Below are 17,331 nucleotides of genomic sequence, written 5' to 3'. Positions count from 1 at the left end.
GCGAAGTGATTTCCGCCCCTGGTTTTTTTACTTCACTGTCACATCAATATCGCCAAAGTATTTCTTTGCCAACTGGCTCACAGTGCCTTGCTGTTTCACTTTGACGATGGCGTCATTCAGCTTTTTCTTCAGTGCGTCATCCCCTTTACGCAGGCCGAAGGCAATGCCCTCACCCAGGATCTTGTCGTCACTGACCGCATCGCCAACAAAGGCGAAGCCTTTGCCGTCAGGGTGGGACAGAAAACCGCTTTGCCCTGAAGGAGCCATCACCAGCGTGGCGTCGAGGCGTCCGGCGGTCAGATCAAGGTAAGCCTGGTTCTGATCCTGATAAGACACGACGTCCACGCCTTGCGGTGCCCAATGTACCTTGGCGTAGGTTTCCTGAATTGAGCCTTGCAACACGCCGACATGCTTGCCAGCCAATGAGGCGGCATTTGGCAGCAGGCCGCTGTCCGCCTTGGCGATCAGCCGGTTCGGCACCTGATAGATTGCGTCGGTGAAATCTATGGCCTGACGACGTTGGTCAGTGACGTTCATTGCCGAGTTAATGGCGTCAAATTTGCGTGCTTTTAACGCCGGGATCAGGCTATCGAATGAGGTTTCGACCCAAGTGCATTTCAACTGTGCAGTGGCGCATACGGCCTTACCCAGATCGATATCAAAACCTTCAAGCTGACCGCTGGCAGATTTGGATTCGAATGGAGGATACAGTGCTTCCAGGCCGAAGCGCAGCGTATTTTCCGCCGCCAGCGTGGAACCGGCGGCCAGCAGGCAGCCTGCGGCGATCAACGTTTTCAGTGATTTCATATTCAGAGCCCTTTTCCCATGGTCAAAGCAAAAATGAATACATTACACCTGACACAGACGGCGTGCGCCTTCCAGCAGGGTTTCGTTATCTTTTGAAAAACTCAGTCGAATAATACCGGTGTCGGTTCCGTCGCTGTAAAACGCCGACAGCGGGATAGTCGCCACTTTGGCTTCGCGGATCAGGCGTACCGCAAAATCGTTGTCGCTTTCCTGACTGAAGCCGCTAAAACGGGCCAACATAAAGAAACTGCCACGGCTGGGCAGCAATTCAAAGCGAGAATCTTGCAGCGCGCTGGCCAGTAAATCACGTTTCTGCTGATAAAAGGCCGCCAGTCCCATATAACTCTGCGGGTTGCTCAATGCGTCAGCGAAGGCATATTGCATCGGTGTATCGGCAGAGAACACCATAAACTGATGCACTTTACGGATCTCGTCCATCAAGGCTGCGGGTGCCATACAGTAACCGACGCGCCAGCCCGTCACGTGATAGGTCTTGCCAAATGACGAGACAATCACACTGCGTTCGGCTAACTGCGGGTGGCGTGCCATGCTGTGATGAATGTCACCGTCGAAAACAACGTGCTCATACACTTCATCGGACAGAATAACGATGTCGGTGTTACGCGTCAGGGCGGTCAGTCGCTCAATGTCATGCTCGCCAAATACGCTACCCGTTGGGTTATGCGGGCTGTTTACGATGATCATCCGCGTTTTGCTGTTGATGGCGGCAGCGACCTCATCCCAGTCAATGTGCAGATCCTGTAACGAAAGCTTGATGGCAACCGGGGTGGCACCCTGCAGACGTACAATAGGGGCATAGCTGTCGAATGCCGGTTCGAAATAAATAACCTCATCGCCCGGGTGCACCAGCGCGCTGATGGCGGAGTACAATCCTTCACTGGCGCTGGCAATGACCGTGATTTCTTCGTTGGCGTCGTAGCGCGCGCCATACAATTGTTCGACTTTATCTGCCAGTGCCGATCGTAACGCCGCTACGCCACTCATCGGGGCGTATTGGTTATGACCTGCACGCATGGCTTGCGCTACCGCCTCAACCAACTGCGGTTCACAGGCAAAGTTGGGTGCGCCCTGCGACAGGTTCAACGCCTGATGTTCAGCACTGAGCTGGCCAATAACGGTAAAAATAGTGGTGCCGACGTCCGGCAACTTCGAGCGGTGTGAGCAGGCGCTCTGCATGAGTGGCTCCAGGAAGAAGGGGGAAGTGTCGTTTGATTAAGCATCAATGACGGTAGGCCAACAAGGGAAAGTTTGTCATACTTGCCATGCATGCAGATCATGCCTAATTCCCCTTCATTCTTGAAACGATCACGGCGTTGGCTACGTGATTTGGCCCATTCTTGGGCCTCACCCCTAAGGGGGCGGCTGCAAGCAACGTTCAAATCTGCTCCCGGCAGATTTGCCGCTTAGCCGAATTACTGGCTCATGTCAGCTTATCGGGCTGCGTTCATTGGCCGCCTGGATGTCGTTCCAATTATTTGGGGGAATCTTTGTAATTTTAAGTATCCAGAGGAGCTCGCTATGCAGACACCATTACCGTCGCTCGATGTGTTAAAAACCTTTGTGGTGGTGGCTCAACGGCTGAATTTCACCCATGCCGCTCAGAGTTTGCACCTGACGCAGGGGGCCGTGAGCAGGCAGATCCTCGGGCTGGAGCAGCATCTAGGCTACCCATTATTTAGCCGTCAAGCACGTGGCCTGGCACTGACCCCACAGGGCGCAATGCTAGTGGTTCCGGTGCAGCAGGCTCTGGGGCAGTTGGATGAGGCGTTATCGCGGGTTGGGGCGCAGTCAGGAACCCTGCGTATAAAGTGCCCGACTTGTGCAATGCGCTGGGTGTTACCGCGCATCATTCGGCTGCAAAATGAACGACCGGAAATGCACATTGAGCTGACCGCTTCGGTATCGCACGGGCTGGATTTCGGCGCGGAACATTTCGATGCCGCCGTGGTGTTCGGGCGGCCTCAGGGCAAAAAGTTGACGGTGCATCATCTGTTCGATGAAATCCTCACGCCGGTCTGCACGCCGTCTTATCTGCCCGAATTACCCCAGCCACCAACCCTGGCCGATCTGTCAGAGAAAACCCTGCTGCACCCGACGCGCGATCGTCGCGATTGGCTGTTGTGGTTGAAAGCGGCAGGAAAAGAGGCACTGCCTTCGCGCAAGGCGCAGCATTTCGATACGCTCGATCTGGCGATGAGCGCCGCGCTACAGGGTTTTGGGATCGCCATCGGCGATTTGTGCTTGTTGGAAGAGGATATTCAGGCGCAGCGCATCGTCACACCTTTCGCACTCAGCGTTGTCAGCGGCGCGGCATACTATTTGGTCTATCCTGAACGGGCTGTGCAACCACTTGCATTAGCCACGCTGGTCGATTTCCTCGGCGACGAGGCTGCGCAAAGCCGTGCCCGGCTGCAAAACTATCGCCCAGCCTCCGCTAACAGCTTGTAACCTTTAACATTACAAATTATTTCTGCGGTGAAAAGGAGTATGGCACACTGCTTTTCACATTGATTGATCATCCCCGCCGCGGCCTGCGATGGGAACATGCCTGAGATAAAAAATATGAAATGGCTTTGTGTGGTGAGTATGTTGTCCGGTCTGGCCATCAGCCCGGTTTTTGCGCAGGAAAGCACCGTCATGCAAGGTGTCAATGCGCAGCAGCGCGACGCCTTTGTCTCCAACCTGATGAAACAGATGACGCTGGAAGAAAAAATCGGGCAGTTGCGATTAATCAGCGTGGGGCCGGATAACCCGAAAGAGGCGATCCGCGACGGTATCAGTAAGGGCCAAATTGGTGCCATCTTCAATACGGTTACCCGACCGGATATCCGCGCGATGCAGGACCAGGCCATGCAGCTCAGCCGCCTGAAAATCCCGTTGTTCTTCGCCTATGATGTGGTGCACGGCCAGCGTACCGTATTCCCGATCAGCCTCGGATTGGCCGCCAGTTTTGATCTCGAAGCCATTGCGCTCAGTGGCCGCGTATCGGCCCAGGAAGCCAGCGACGACGGCCTGAACATGACGTTCTCCCCTATGGTGGATATCACCCGCGATCCGCGCTGGGGCCGGGTATCGGAAGGTTTCGGTGAAGATACCTGGTTGGTGTCTACAATAGCCAAAGTGATGGTGGATGCGTATCAAAACGGCGATCCTTCCAAGCCCGGTGCAATCATGGCCAGCGTGAAACACTTTGCACTGTACGGTGCCACCGAAGGAGGCCGCGACTATAACACGGTCGATATGAGCCCGTTGAGAATGTACCAGGACTACCTGCCGCCGTATAAGGCAGCGGTGGATGCAGGCAGCGGTGGCGTTATGGTGTCGCTCAATTCGGTGAACGGCATTCCGGCGACCGCTAACCCGTGGCTGCTGAAAGATCTGCTGCGCGACCAGTGGGGCTTTAAGGGCATCACCATCAGTGATCACGGCGCGATTAAAGAACTGATCAAACACGGTGTGGCTGAAGATCCGCGCGACGCCGTGCGGCTGGCGATCACCTCTGGTGTCGACATGAGCATGAGCGACGAATATTACGACCAATACCTGCCGGGATTGGTGAAGGACGGGCTGGTGTCGGAAAGCGACATCGATCGCGCTTGTCGGGACGTGTTGAATACCAAATATGACATGGGTTTGTTCAAAGACCCGTATACCCACCTTGGCCCGGTGGGGTCTGATCCACAAGACACTAATGCCGAAAGCCGCTTGCACCGTGCCGAAGCGCGCGTGGTTGCACGTAAAACCATGGTACTGCTGAAGAATGACAAGCAGACGCTGCCGTTGAGCAAGCAGAGCACCATTGCGCTGGTCGGCCCGATGGCCGACAGTCAACGTGACGTGATGGGCAGTTGGTCAGCCGCTGGGGTGGTCAAACAGTCGGTGACCCTTCGCGAAGGGCTGGAGCGTGCGGTGGGTGACAAGGCGAAGATTCTCTACGCCAAGGGTGCCAACGTCACTCAGGACAAGAGCATTATCGACTACCTGAACGAGTATGAACCGGCTGTGGTGTTTGATACTCGCCCGCCACAGCAGATGATTGACGAGGCGGTGCAGGCCGCGAAGAAAGCCGATGTGGTGGTGGCCGTCGTCGGTGAGTCGCAGGGTATGGCGCACGAGGCCTCCAGCCGCGCCGATATTACCATTCCACAAAGTCAGCGTGACCTGATCGCCGCGCTGAAAGCCACGGGTAAGCCGCTGGTGTTGGTGTTGATGAATGGTCGCCCACTGGCGCTGAGCTGGGAAAGCCAACAGGCCGATGCGATGCTGGAAACCTGGTACAGCGGCACCGAAGGCGGCAATGCGGTGGCCGACGTGCTGTTTGGCGACTACAACCCGTCAGGCAAACTGCCGATGACCTTCCCGCGTTCGGTCGGGCAGATCCCGATGTACTACAACCATCTGAATACTGGCCGTCCATTTGGCAAGGAAAATCCGGGCAAGTACACCTCCCGTTACTTTGATTCACCCAATGGCCCGTTGTATCCGTTTGGTTACGGCCTGAGTTATACCAGCTTTAGCCTGTCGGACCTGAAACTCTCCAGCCCGACAATGGCGCGCAACGGCAAGATCACCGCCAGCGTTACGCTCAAGAACACCGGTAAATATGACGGTGCGACCGTGGTGCAGTTGTATCTGCAGGACGTGACCGCGTCGGTTAGCCGCCCGGTGAAAGAGCTGCGCAACTTTAAAAAAGTCACGCTGAAAGCGGGCCAGGCGCAGACCGTTGAGCTGCCAATCACTGAAGACGATCTCAAGTTCTATAACGCCAGCCTGAAATGGGGCGCAGAACCGGGCAAGTTCAACGTGATGGTGGGGCTGGATTCCGACAACGTACAGGCGCAAAGTTTTACGCTGAAGTAATCACCTGCGACCGCCCCGGATTGCAGGGGCGGTCACATTTTTGAGCGTGATAATCTGGCGAAAAGCGGTTGTCGTCGTTTACGCCGCATTATTTTTGCTGAGGTGCTAATTACATTTTTTGTGCAGTCACAATACTACAATAGCCGAGAGAAGGAATGATTTCTATTTGTTTGAATCCAGCCTGCAGTAATAGCTCACCAATTTCTTCACCCGAGTATTGTCTGCCGTGTGTCCAACCTAACATCATAAGACTATAGGCTGCTGCGGCCAGTGGCCCGGGTTGATGACTGTTATACAGAACTTCATGGATAATAATCCTTCCTCCTACGGGGAGTGCCGTATAGCTTTTTTTAGCCAGAAATCTGTTTTTATCCAGTGGCCAGTCGTGAAAGATATTTGAATATAAATGTAAATCTGCGTTGGGATAAGGATCCTGCCACATGTTGCCGCTATGGGTATTAATGCGATCGCTTAACCCATATTGACGGGCATAGTCATCTGAAACTGGGCAGACTTCCGGCAGATCAAAAATAGTGCAAGTCAGATTAGGCCAATACGAAACCATGCTGATCGCATGGGCACCTGATGCCCCACCAATATCAAGCGCCGTACGGTATTGCGCCAATGACAGTCTGGTCGGCCAGATGCTTGCCGAGCCAATACTCAGGCTGTGCATGGCGTGAGTAAATTTCCGTGCCTTATCTGTATCAAGGGTGTGCGTATCGAAAAGATCCTGCTCGCCGTAGGCCTGCGCCGTGTTTTTTCTAATGGCTTTCTCTAACTGTTTCAGAGAAAAATTCTCACTGTTTTCATACATCAGATCCCAGAAATAACCGAAGTAGTTAGGCCTGTCTTTTAACAGGTACTCTTCCACTTCCGGGGCGAGGTGAAATATTCCTTCTTCCATTCGTACCAAATTCAACGCCCGTAATGTAGCCATAATGGCTTCAGCAGGGCGTTGTTCAATATGGGCCGCTGAACAGATTTCTTTGATGGTGCTTTGTTGGTTATGAATAAATTCAAATATTCCCAATCTATGGGCTATAATAATTGCCGGGTAAGCATATAAATTCATCGTGATATCGAAAATGCTCTTGTCACAGTAATTGGGGTTTCTAAGCATTTTATCCATTGCAGTGTCCTGATGAGTCACCGGGTGTAATTAATAAATGCTAAGTCATTAATTATATTTTGGCAAAGTCAATTTGCGCGTTTTTATTAATTTGATGTTTTTACACCCTTTTTATTAAACGTTGTTTTTAAATAAATTAGCAAACTATATTATCTTGGCCACCTCAAATGGTGGAATAAATTAATGTGAAAATATAATACGTAATTACATTAATCGGTTATTGGTTTTTTTGGGCAATCCGGTGCCTTTAGACTGTTTTTTGATCCCGCTGATTGTTTCGCCAGGGTTATCGCTATATGATTTTGTATATAACGATAACTCACCGGAATTTCCCATGTTCAAACGCTTCCCTCGGATGCTGCTATTTATCATCCTGTTTTCTTCCGCCGCGCAGGCAGATCGCCAGGTTACCGATCAACTCAACAGGCAGGTCACGTTGCCCGATACCATCACCCGCGCTGTAGTGCTGCAACACCAGACGCTGAATCTGTTGGTGCAACTTGATGCTATGCCGCAGGTCGTGGGTGTGCTTAGCAGTTGGAAAAAGCAACTTGGGCCAAACTATCTGCGGCTGGCACCGGCACTGGCGAACATGCCGATGCCGGGCGATCTCACGTCGGTGAACATTGAAAGCCTGCTCAAATTGCATCCGCAGGTGGTGTTTGTTGCCAACTACGCGCCGCCGGAAATGATTGCTCAGATAGCAGGTGCAGGTATCCCTGTGGTTGCGGTTTCGCTGCGCCGTGAAGCGGCGGATCAGGCCGGGAAAATGAACCCGGTGCTGAACGATGAAGACCAGGCTTACAATCTTGGCCTGCAAGACGGCATTCGTCTTATTGGTACGGTAATGGGCCATCAACCGCAGGCTGAAGCGCTGATTCGGGACGTGTTCCAACAGCGGACGCTGGTGGCCGATCGGCTGCGGGACGTGCCGGAAGATCAACGCGTACGGGTCTATATGGCTAACCCGGATTTAACCACCTATGGCTCAGGCAAATACACAGGGCTGATGATGCAGCATGCGGGTGCGCTGAACGTGGCGGCAAAAGATATTCAGGGATTTAAGCAGGTGTCGATTGAGGACGTGTTGAAATGGAACCCGGCGGTGATTTTTGTGCAAGAACGCTATCCTGAGGTGGTGAAACAAATCCTCAGCTCCCCGCAGTGGCAGGGTATTGATGCGGTGAAAAATAAACGTGTCTACCTGATGCCTGAATACGCCAAGGCCTGGGGCTACCCCATGCCGGAAGCGCTGGCGTTGGGCGAACTGTGGATGGCGAAAAAGCTTTACCCACAGCGCTTCAGCGACGTTAATTTGCAGCAGCGGGTGGACGCCTATTATCGACAGTATTATCGCAGCAGTTGCTGCCAGAGCGAGCAATGAAGCTTGGCTGGCTGATACTACTGACAGTGCTGTGTGCGTTAGTGTCCTTGGGCATTGGCCGCTATCCGGTATCGGCGACGCACAGTTTGATGATTCTGCTGGAGCCGCTTACCGGGCCACAGGGAGGGATTGATGCGGTCCAGCGCCAGGTGATCCTCGGGGTACGCGTGCCCCGGGTGCTGCTGGCGATGGGCGCAGGTGCCGCATTGGCCTTATGCGGCGCTGCGCTGCAAGGGGTGTTTCGTAACCCGCTGGTGGACCCTCATATTATTGGTGTCTCTTCCGGTGCCGCATTTGGCGGCACATTGGCGATTTTGCTCAGTTTGCCGATGGTGATGCTGCTGCTGTCTGCATTCGTGTTCGGCATGGCGGCGTTACTGTTCATTTTCGCGATGACCAGTGTCATTGCCAGGCGCAATATCTTGTCTCTGGTATTGGCCGGGGTGATCCTCAGTGGATTTTTCTCTGCCTGCGTCAGCCTGCTGCAATATCTCGCCGATACCGAAGAGAAACTGCCGAGCATCGTATTTTGGCTGTTGGGCAGTTTTGCCACCGCGAATGATAGCAAACTGCTGATGTTATTCCTGCCGCTGCTCTTGGCTGGCGGGATGCTGCTGGCATTGCGCTGGCGCATTAATGTGTTGTCGATGGGGGACGAAGATGCTGCTGCGCTGGGGGTTAACGTCGAACGCACTCGCTGGCTCATTTTGACGCTGTGCGCAGCGATCGTTGCTGCGCAGGTGGCGGTCAGCGGCAGTATCGGTTGGGTAGGGTTAGTGATCCCACACATTGCGCGGCTGTTGGTCGGCCCCGATCATCGGCGTCTGTTGCCGGCCTCTATGTGCCTGGGGGCGCTGTATATGGTTTTGATCGACGATCTGGCGCGTACGTTGAGCAGCAGTGAAATTCCGTTAGGCATCTTAACGGCATTGATCGGTGCGCCGCTATTTGCGTTGCTGTTGCGCCGCGCGCAGCTGAGAGGTTGGCATGGGTGATACGTTATTGGCCGTCAACGATTTGAGTTTTGGCTGGCCGGGTCAGGCACCGTTATTTAGCCAACTGAATATGCAACTGCGTCGCGGTGAGGTACTGGCGGTGCTCGGCCCGAATGGGCGTGGTAAAAGTACCCTGATGCAGCTGCTGCTGGGTACTTTGCCGTTGCAAAAGGGCGCTGTTGAACGGGGAAACGGTATTGGCTTTGTGCCGCAGCATTTCGCGGCTCCCTTTGCCTATCGCGTATTGGATATTGTGTTAATGGGGCGTGCGCGTTACGTGGGGGTGTTCCGTTCGCCGTCGGCGCAGGATCATCGGCTGGCTAAAGAAGCCCTGCAGTCGCTGGATATGCTGAGCTTCGCCGATCGCGAGTTCGGCAGTTTGTCCGGCGGACAGCGGCAGCTGGTGTTGATAGCCCGCGCCCTGGCGATGAGCTGTGAGGTGTTGATGCTCGATGAGCCGACCTCGGCATTGGACTTGCACCATCAGGATAGGGTGCTGAGCCTGATCTCGCATTTGGCACGGGAAAGACGGATGGCGGTAATGTTCTCTACTCATCAACCTAATCATGCGCATGCGGTGGCCGATCGGGCTTTACTGCTGGGGGCCTCGGGGCAACATCAAATTGGGGCATGCGCCAGGGTACTCACCGCCGAGAGCCTGTCACCGCTGTTTAATTTGGCCATTGAGCGGGTGGCTGTAGAGATTGACGGTCGGCAGTTTGAAACGCTGGTGCCATTGTATCGTAGCCAACGGGAGCGGGAGCGTGAGTAATATTTTGCTGTTTGCTGCCGGTAGCCTGCGTGGGGCGTTGGGTCCCTTGCTGGCGGCGTTTCAGGCACAAACCGGTGAACAGGTAGACACCCTGTTTGGCCCGGCGGGTCTGTTGCGCCAGCGAATCGAAGCGGGAGAGCATCCGCATATTTTTGCGTCGGCCAATCTGGCACACCCACAGCGCTTGGTTGATTTGCGGCTATCACCGCGGGTGCAACGTTTTGCACAGAATCGGCTATGCGCCACCGTGCGCAATATTACCGAGTTAACTAAACCGCCATTGTTGTCGGTGTTACTGGATTCACGCTGGCGGATTGCGACGTCCACGCCAGGCGCCGACCCTTCCGGTGACTATGCACAACAGTTGTTTGACCGCATTGAAACGATAACACCGGGAGCGGGGGATTCACTGCGGCAACGGGCGCTGGCATTGGTGGGGGGGCCTGACTCGGCACCGCTGCCGCCGGGCCGGCTAGCGGCGGAGTATCTGCTTAACAGCGGCCAGGCAGACATTTTTCTCGGTTATGCCAGCTATGGCAGCGTGTTAGCTGAATTTCCCGAACTGGCGGTAAGGTATTTCCCGCCGTCGCTGGCGATTAGGGCTGACTACGGCCTGTGCCTGTTGGATGAACGAGCGCAGCGTTTAGCCGCGTTTATTCTGGGGGCGCAGGGGCAGGCGATATTGCAGGAACAGGGGTTTTTACCTGCCAACGTGGTGAGCTAATAGCTTATTAAGCTGGCAGGTTGTGAAGTTAACTACAGCTTTTTCAGCAGTTGCATAAGGTGTTCTTCGCTTTTTTCCGCCAGCCTGTCAATCGCCAGCTTGATAATGTCTGAACGGGTAATGCGCACCACGCCATTACGTGCGGCCTGCATAATAATTTCATCGATAGCATCGATATGGTTATCGGTCAGGCTGACTGAAATGGCTTTATAAGTGCGTTTGCGGCCCTGTGGTTTGGCTTCGGCTGCGGGCACCAACAAGGTGTGCGAGGTGGCGCTGTTGATAAATTCGTCTTCTGACATGCGGTGGGTTGGGGTGCGCTTTTTCACAGAATCACCTCTTTTACCAGGCTTTCGATTTCTGCCTGCGCTTTTGCGTTATGTGCCTCGTGCACGGTAATCGCTTCACCCCAGGCATCACGGTAGATCTTGCGATCACACAGACGGTTGCTCACTAACGTCAATTCTGGGTATTCACTCAACACCTGCGCCGCTTCGTTGGCTTCATTAATAAAGATGTTGGTTGGGCACATGTTCAGCACAATGTAGCCTTTCACCTTCTCGTTATACTCCTGCGCGGTGGCAAACATTTCCGACAGATAGCCGACGGTGTCGAGATCCATCTGCGATGGGCGCAACGGGGAGAGGAACAGATCGGCAGCCAGCAAGCCCGAACGCAGTTCGGCGCTATCGCGGCCCGCGGTATCGACAATCACATAGTCGTAATGACGATCCAGCTCCAGCAGCGTTTCTTTGATTTTGCCTGAGGCGGCGACCACAGGGATATGCGGCAGGCCTTCAACATTCTGGCGGTCGTTATACCAGGTCATGATTGATTTCTGATCGTCAGCATCAACGATGATGGCCGTTTTCCCCTGTTTAAGAATCAGATACCCGGCGATATTGACCGCCTTGGTTGATTTTCCTACGCCACCTTTTTGCGAGCCAATCAAAACAATCATGCTGCCATCTCTTAATTTATTAAGCTGATAACTTATTAAGTTAATATGCTTGTTAGGTTGATAATTAAACAGGTTAACAACAATAACGCCTGAACAATATGCACCAACTGCGGCGGCTTGCCAAGCCGTATGCGGTTAACTTTACAGCCTATTTTGCTGGTAATTGAGTCAGTGGGTAAGTAGGAATGTTCTGGGAAGATGTGGGAGGTAGGGGGATTATTTTAATTTGGTAGCTTAATAAGTTATTAAGCTACCAGTAATGAAGAGCCTTGGGCGCTACTTTTTCAGCATCGACTTCAGATTGGCAAACGGGTTGTGGGTCGCGAGGCCGATGTCTTTTTGCGCGTCTTCACCGGCGATCACCGTTGAGCCATATTGGTCGGCTTCGGTATATTTTGAATGTTCATGATCGTGGCAGTACAGGCACAGCATTTCCCAGTTGCTGCCATCTTCAGGGTTATTGCTGTGGTCGTGATCGATATGGTGGACCGTCAGTTCGCGCAGATTTGAGTAAACAAACTCGCGCGAGCAACGCCCGCAAACCCAAGGGAAGATTTTCAACGCTTTTTCGCGGTAGCCGGTCTCCAGCCTCGCGTAGTTTTTTGGGATATATGCCATGGTCGGTGCCTGTCGGGTGATAACAATAATGCGTCTAATAATATCACAAAGCGCCGGGTTACAGCGTGCGACACATCACCGTCACTTCTTCGCCGCAAACCTCTCGCAACTCAATCGGTTGCCAGCCCAGTTTTTGATACAGCAGCTGTTGATCGGGAGTGTAGAGATACAATTGAGCAATTTGTTGCTGGCGGCAGTGGGCGACGCAGTGATCGATCAAGTGGCGAGCCACCCCTTGTCCGCGGTGCTGGGGGTGAGTAAAGACTTCACCCAGCCAGAATTTTCGCTCCGGCTTGTCCGCCAGTTCGTAAACGATCAGGCTGGCAGTACCGAGGATCTCTTGTTGCGGCGACAGAGCCAACAGCGCCATGCCGGGGTGCTGCGGTTCGCAACGTTGTTCAAGGCGCCGGCTGATTTTTTCGCGGCAGCTCCACGGGGAGAAATCCCGCCATTCTTGATGCAGCAATGCGGCCAGTTCATCAATGCGCTGGCGATACGCAGAAAGTTGTTCAATATGCATGATTCAGTTTGTTTTACCCAGTGATAGCCAACTATGGTGGCAGTTTCCGCTTATTTGAAGGTCTCTATCGCCCAATCGATAAACACGCGCATCTTGGCGCTGAGATGGCGGTTGGAGGGATAGACCACATACATCTGTTCGTTTGGTGGCTGCCAATCCTGCAGCAGGCTGACCAGCTCGCCGCTGTCCAGATGCTGCTGCGCCATAAAGCGGAAGGTCTGGATGATACCCAGGCCGGCCAGCGACGCCGCCAGCAGGGCATTGCCCTCGTTAACGCTGACGTGATAGCGATGTTGAATATCAATCTCCTTGCCCCGATCGACAAAGTGCAGCGGCTGGATGCGATCGTTCAGCGCATGGCGGTAGTGTGCCAGCGGATAGCCCTGCTCCAGGTCGCAAGGGTGCTGTGGCGTACCGTAGCGTGCCAGGTAGGCCGGGGTTGCGCAGGTCACCCATTCAAGCGCGAACAACCGGCGGGCAATCAGGCTGGAATCTGCCAGCGGACCGCTGCGGATCACGCAGTCGGCGCTGTCGTTAATCAGATCGATGAGCCGGTCGCCTACGCCCAGATCGATCTGGATTTCCGGGTAACGTGCGATAAAGTCCGGCAGCGCGGGCAGCAGCAGTTGGCGTGCGGTCGAGCCACCGGCGTCAATGCGCAGCACCCCCTGCGGCGCGCTTTGCGACTCGGTCATGCTGCCTTCCATTTGTTCCAGTTCAGCCAACCACTTAACCGTGCGTTGGTAATAGCATTCGCCTTCGGGCGTCACCGACACGCTGCGGGTGGTGCGTTGGAACAGCTTGGTTTGCAGATGATCTTCCAGGTTTTGAACCAGCTTGGTGACGGTGGCCTTGGGCATCCGCAGCGAATCCGCGGCGCGAGTGAAACCGCCGGTTTCGACTACGCGGTTAAATACCCGGATAGCGAGTAAATGATGGTCCATAACGCTCTCAGTGCAAAACCCCGGCCAATGCCGGGGGGGTATTTCTGCGGATGAACAATGATTATGACTGTTTAGCGCCAATCATGCCGGAGCGCAAGGTCAGACCGAAAACCAGCGCGGCGGACAGGGTGAGCGCGCCACCGAACAGCATCGCGCTACTGACGCCTTGCCAGTCGACCACTTCTCCACCCAGCAGTGCGCCAGAGGCTAAAGCAATCTGAATCACGCAGACCAATAATGCCTGGCCCGCCTCCGGGGCTTGGGGTACGGCGGCGAACATCCAGTTGGTTGCGCAGACCGGCACCGCGCCAAACGCCAGCCCCCATACCATCACCATCAATGTGGCACCCGCGATACCGCTGAGGAACGGTGAGACGATCAGGATCGCGGCCAGCATCGCGGCAATCAGGATAAAGGTGGCTCGTAGGCTGCGTTCAGCCAGCCGCTCGCCAAGGAAAGTACCGAGCAAACCAATGGCACCGTAGGCCAGCAGCTGCAGTGAAATCGCCGATGGGCTGAGAACAAACACCTGCTGCAGCAGCGGTTTCAGGTAGGTATAGGCGGCAAAGTGGCCGATAAACAACAGAACGATGGCGATAAGCCCGGTACGTGCCATCGGCAGACGCAGCGGGAGCAGCAGATCGCGTGGGGTCACAGGGCGGGTAGGGGGGACCGACGTCAACAGGCGTAGTTGCGCCAACAATACCCCGACCGCCAGTACGGCACTGCCAAAGAAGGCTGCACGCCAGCCGAACAGGTCACCGATCAATGCGCCGGCGGGAACACCGCACACGGCGCCCACTGAAATGCCGCTCAGGATCAGGGCAGTGGCGCGGCCCTGGCTGGCTTCAGGGACCAGATGGCGGCCGTAGTTGGCGGCGAAAGCCCAGAAGCCACCGACGCAAATGCCCAGCAGCACACGGCCCAGCAGCATCATCGGGAAGTTAACCGCCAGGGCAGAGACCAGATTGGAGACCGTGAGCAGCACGCTCAGCGCCAACATCAGCAGGCGACGATCAAGTCGACCGGCCGCCAGGCTCAATGCGGGCGCAGCGATGGCCGCGACGATACCGGGTACGGTCACCATGAGTCCGGCCTTGCCGGTGCTGACATCCAGGGAGGGGGCGATGTTGGTCAGCAGGCCGATCGGCAGAAATTCGGTGGTGACCATCACGAAACAGGCGACGGTGAGCGAAAAAATCGCCAGCCAGGGTGATGGTGCAGGTTTATCATTATTATTCAGCATAGTACCGTTCGTCCCAAGTGTAAGTGTAAACCGCGCGGCCAGCGCGGAGTGACAGAGATCACAATTTACGCAGGCATCTGCGGCGGATAAATCCGTTTTCGGTGGTTACACTGTTTCTGTGGGGGAATAATCACGGGAAGCGAGCGGGGCGGCGGCTGGCGCTGGGGCGTCAGGCCAACGATGTAATCGGCATAAGATTATGCAAAGGGCGCAGCTGGCAGCGCCCGAGTGAAGATTATAACCCCGGCGCTTTCCACATCGAGGTGGTCAGCCCGTGATCAACCAGAGTGAGCTGATCGGCGTAGACCTGTTGCCAGGTCTCTTTTTGCCGCTGATACAGCGCATGATTGGCCATATTCGGCTGATATTCGCGCTCCCAGCGCACCAGTTTTTCGCCGGTTTGTGCCAGTGATTCATACAGCCCGGCGCCCACGCCGGCAGCAATTGCGCAGCCTAGCGCCGTCGCTTCTTTCACCACGGGGACGCGTACCGTCAGGCCAGTGACGTCGCTGAGGATCTGGCTCCATAATTTGCCCTTTGAACCACCGCCGGCGAATACCAGTGAGCCCGCCTGCACGCCGGAGAAACGGGCGATCTGCTCCAGATTACACGCCGACACAATGGCGGCGTTTTCTTCCAGCGCCCGGAACAGCGTCTGCTTATTACAACGCTCGGGGTCGAGCGACAGGTTGATAAACGACGGTGCGGCGTGGTACCAGGTTTTAAAATGCATGGCATCGGAAAATATCGGCATCACGCCGTAGGCTCCGGGTGGTACTCGCGCCGCCATCTCTTCCAATAAGCTGTAGGCGTCTACGCCGAGCCTTTCCGCCATCAGCTTTTCTTCGGCACAAAAGGCGTCGCGGAACCAGCGCATGGTCAACCCGGTGAAGAAGCTGATCGATTCTGCCTGTGCCATACCGGGGATCACGTGTGGATTGATGCGGATGTTCATCTCTGGATCGGTTGCCGGTTCCGGCAGATTGACGATCTGTTGCCAGAAGGTACCGCCCAGCACCGCGGTCTGCCCGGCGTGCACGATCCCCAGCCCCAGGCTACCCAGTTGCACATCCCCACCGCCCATCACGACCGGGGTACCGCGCAGCAACCCGCTTTGTTCTGCCGCCAGTTCAGTGATATACCCCAGCACGCTGCCCGTCTCTTTCACCGGGGAAAGCATGTCGGCACGCAGCCCTGCCATGTCGAGCAATGCAGGACGCCAGTCGCGGCTGACTAAATCCAGCATGCCGGTGGTACCGGCATTAGAGGGATCCACCGCCAGTTCGCCGCTTAGCATATTCGCCAGCCAGTCGCTGATCATGGTCAGCGTCGCCGCTTGTCGGTAAATATCCGGCCGGTGATGCGCCAGCCACAGCAGGCGTGGTATGGCGCTCAACGCCAGCGTTTGACCTGAATACTGGTAAACCTCACGTTCAAAATTATGGTTGTGCAGTTCTTTCAGTTCGCTGACTTCCTGGCTGGCACGTGCATCAACGTTGGCGCAGGCCCAGATAGGTGCGCCGTTACGATCGTAGAGCACAATGCCTTCGCGCATGGAACAGCAGGCTACGGAACGGATCGCCTGGCCAGTCAGGCCGGCGTTTTGCAGCGCCTGGCGGATGCACTGACAGGTTAATTGCCAGTTGTGGGTGAGATCAAACTCCATTGAGCCGGGTACGTCAGGTACCGCCAAATGCCGCCACTCGGCCTGGCCCTGGGCTATCTGGTTGCCTGCCAAGTCAAAAATTACCGCGCGAATGCTACCGGTGCCGGCGTCCAGCGCCATCAAATAGTTATCCATAGCTCACACTCTCTGGGGTTTGAATCTTAACTATAGATGTCGCTTCCCTCACGCTTGTGGGGGAAGTGAGGGGGGGCGCGGGATTTGTGAACTGCGCAGCAAAATTGCCGCTGCGGGGGGTAAATCGGCGGGAATAAATCTATGGTTGGAAAGCACATTGACCTTCAAAGTGAATCAAGGAGCAGTCATGCACGTCACTCTGGTAGAAATTAACGTTAAACAGGACAAAATCGACGAGTTTATTGAGGTCTTTCGCGCCAATCACTTGGGGGCGATCGAGGAGCCGGGTAATCTGCGTTTTGACGTGCTGCAGGATGAAACTATCCCAACGCGTTTTTATATCTATGAGGCTTACCGAGACGAGCAGGCCGTCGCCGCGCACAAAAAAACGCCACACTATCTGCAATGCGTGGAAAAGCTTGAAGCGCTGATGACAGGCCCGCGTAAGAAAACGACTTTCATCGGCTTAATGCCGGGTTAGGGCGTAACGCTAGGGTAATTTTGTTCAATACAGCGCGCGCCCGAATCGTCAGGCTGGCATCTGTG

17 protein-coding genes are annotated in these 17,331 nt (G+C 55.0%); 7 read left to right on the top strand and 10 right to left on the bottom strand.

All coding sequences use genetic code 11. From position 1 onward, the window contains the following. Positions 1 to 27: 27 nt before the first annotated feature. Together AC2FC2_RS02230 and AC2FC2_RS02225 are read right to left on the bottom strand one after the other, a co-directional pair. A complete protein-coding gene (locus tag AC2FC2_RS02230; RefSeq protein WP_265556269.1) occupies positions 28 to 807 on the bottom strand; it encodes an ABC transporter substrate-binding protein in 780 nt (259 codons plus the stop codon). Between the two features lie 42 nt (positions 808 to 849). Further along, the gene (locus AC2FC2_RS02225; protein WP_490658643.1) at positions 850 to 2,004 is read right to left on the bottom strand and encodes a pyridoxal phosphate-dependent aminotransferase; all 1,155 of its coding nucleotides are present in this window, start codon (positions 2,002 to 2,004) and stop codon (positions 850 to 852) included. Between the two features lie 342 nt (positions 2,005 to 2,346). Here AC2FC2_RS02225 and AC2FC2_RS02220 point away from each other — a divergent pair, with 342 nt between their 5' ends. Together AC2FC2_RS02220 and bglX are read left to right on the top strand one after the other, a co-directional pair. Then, complete coding sequence (locus AC2FC2_RS02220; RefSeq protein WP_265556271.1) at positions 2,347 to 3,276, top strand: LysR substrate-binding domain-containing protein; 930 nt, start codon at positions 2,347 to 2,349, stop codon at positions 3,274 to 3,276. 114 nt (positions 3,277 to 3,390) lie between these two features. Further along, positions 3,391 to 5,688 carry a beta-glucosidase BglX gene (gene bglX, locus AC2FC2_RS02215; protein ID WP_209632247.1) on the top strand — a complete coding sequence of 766 codons (2,298 nt, stop codon included), beginning with the start codon at positions 3,391 to 3,393 and terminating at the stop codon, positions 5,686 to 5,688. Positions 5,689 to 5,797: 109 nt separating this feature from the next. Here the strand turns inward: bglX and AC2FC2_RS02210 are convergent, their stop codons facing one another. Continuing rightward, positions 5,798 to 6,820 carry a methyltransferase gene (locus AC2FC2_RS02210; protein ID WP_490658642.1) on the bottom strand — a complete coding sequence of 341 codons (1,023 nt, stop codon included), beginning with the start codon at positions 6,818 to 6,820 and terminating at the stop codon, positions 5,798 to 5,800. Positions 6,821 to 7,154: 334 nt separating this feature from the next. Between AC2FC2_RS02210 and AC2FC2_RS02205 the strand changes: the two genes are divergently transcribed. The 4 genes from AC2FC2_RS02205 to AC2FC2_RS02190 are packed head-to-tail and all read left to right on the top strand — an operon-like array spanning position 7,155 to position 10,695. Continuing rightward, positions 7,155 to 8,204, top strand: a complete 1,050-nt coding sequence (locus tag AC2FC2_RS02205; RefSeq protein ID WP_490658641.1) for an ABC transporter substrate-binding protein — start codon at positions 7,155 to 7,157, stop codon at positions 8,202 to 8,204. Next, positions 8,201 to 9,199 carry a FecCD family ABC transporter permease gene (locus AC2FC2_RS02200; protein WP_404760107.1) on the top strand — a complete coding sequence of 333 codons (999 nt, stop codon included), beginning with the start codon at positions 8,201 to 8,203 and terminating at the stop codon, positions 9,197 to 9,199. The genes AC2FC2_RS02205 and AC2FC2_RS02200 overlap by 4 nt, the downstream gene beginning before the upstream one ends. After that, positions 9,192 to 9,971 carry an ABC transporter ATP-binding protein gene (locus tag AC2FC2_RS02195; protein WP_209632250.1) on the top strand — a complete coding sequence of 260 codons (780 nt, stop codon included), beginning with the start codon at positions 9,192 to 9,194 and terminating at the stop codon, positions 9,969 to 9,971. The genes AC2FC2_RS02200 and AC2FC2_RS02195 overlap by 8 nt, the downstream gene beginning before the upstream one ends. Then, positions 9,964 to 10,695, top strand: coding sequence for a substrate-binding domain-containing protein (locus AC2FC2_RS02190; protein WP_265556274.1), 732 nt, complete (start codon positions 9,964 to 9,966; stop codon positions 10,693 to 10,695). The genes AC2FC2_RS02195 and AC2FC2_RS02190 overlap by 8 nt, the downstream gene beginning before the upstream one ends. 32 nt (positions 10,696 to 10,727) lie before the next feature. Here AC2FC2_RS02190 and AC2FC2_RS02185 read toward each other — a convergent pair whose 3' ends face one another. From AC2FC2_RS02185 to lsrK, 7 genes are all read right to left on the bottom strand, one after another. Then, on the bottom strand, positions 10,728 to 11,024 hold the full coding sequence (locus tag AC2FC2_RS02185; protein WP_209632252.1) for a hypothetical protein: 297 nt from the start codon (positions 11,022 to 11,024) through the stop codon (positions 10,728 to 10,730). Then, positions 11,021 to 11,656, bottom strand: a complete 636-nt coding sequence (locus tag AC2FC2_RS02180; protein ID WP_037425112.1) for a division plane positioning ATPase MipZ — start codon at positions 11,654 to 11,656, stop codon at positions 11,021 to 11,023. The genes AC2FC2_RS02185 and AC2FC2_RS02180 overlap by 4 nt, the downstream gene beginning before the upstream one ends. A gap of 276 nt (positions 11,657 to 11,932) precedes the next feature. Beyond that, on the bottom strand, positions 11,933 to 12,274 hold the full coding sequence (yajD, locus tag AC2FC2_RS02175; RefSeq protein WP_037425115.1) for an HNH nuclease YajD: 342 nt from the start codon (positions 12,272 to 12,274) through the stop codon (positions 11,933 to 11,935). Positions 12,275 to 12,332: 58 nt separating this feature from the next. Beyond that, the gene (locus AC2FC2_RS02170) at positions 12,333 to 12,794 is read right to left on the bottom strand and encodes a GNAT family N-acetyltransferase (RefSeq protein ID WP_265556275.1); all 462 of its coding nucleotides are present in this window, start codon (positions 12,792 to 12,794) and stop codon (positions 12,333 to 12,335) included. Between the two features lie 50 nt (positions 12,795 to 12,844). Continuing rightward, positions 12,845 to 13,738 carry a LysR family transcriptional regulator gene (locus tag AC2FC2_RS02165; protein ID WP_490658640.1) on the bottom strand — a complete coding sequence of 298 codons (894 nt, stop codon included), beginning with the start codon at positions 13,736 to 13,738 and terminating at the stop codon, positions 12,845 to 12,847. 61 nt (positions 13,739 to 13,799) lie between these two features. Further along, entirely contained in the window at positions 13,800 to 14,984 is a 1,185-nt protein-coding gene (locus AC2FC2_RS02160) for an MFS transporter (protein WP_209632254.1), read from the bottom strand. Positions 14,985 to 15,219: 235 nt separating this feature from the next. Beyond that, complete coding sequence (lsrK, locus tag AC2FC2_RS02155) at positions 15,220 to 16,785, bottom strand: autoinducer-2 kinase (RefSeq protein WP_209632255.1); 1,566 nt, start codon at positions 16,783 to 16,785, stop codon at positions 15,220 to 15,222. Positions 16,786 to 16,972: 187 nt separating this feature from the next. Between lsrK and lsrG the strand changes: the two genes are divergently transcribed. Continuing rightward, positions 16,973 to 17,266, top strand: a complete 294-nt coding sequence (gene lsrG, locus AC2FC2_RS02150) for a (4S)-4-hydroxy-5-phosphonooxypentane-2,3-dione isomerase (RefSeq protein ID WP_209632256.1) — start codon at positions 16,973 to 16,975, stop codon at positions 17,264 to 17,266. Positions 17,267 to 17,331 lie beyond the last annotated feature (65 nt).

Source organism: Serratia sp. CoH_122_TC_1, from assembly GCF_058191755.1.
The sequence above is the reverse complement of the archived record's forward strand: the minus strand, read 5'-3'. Positions and strand labels throughout refer to the sequence as shown.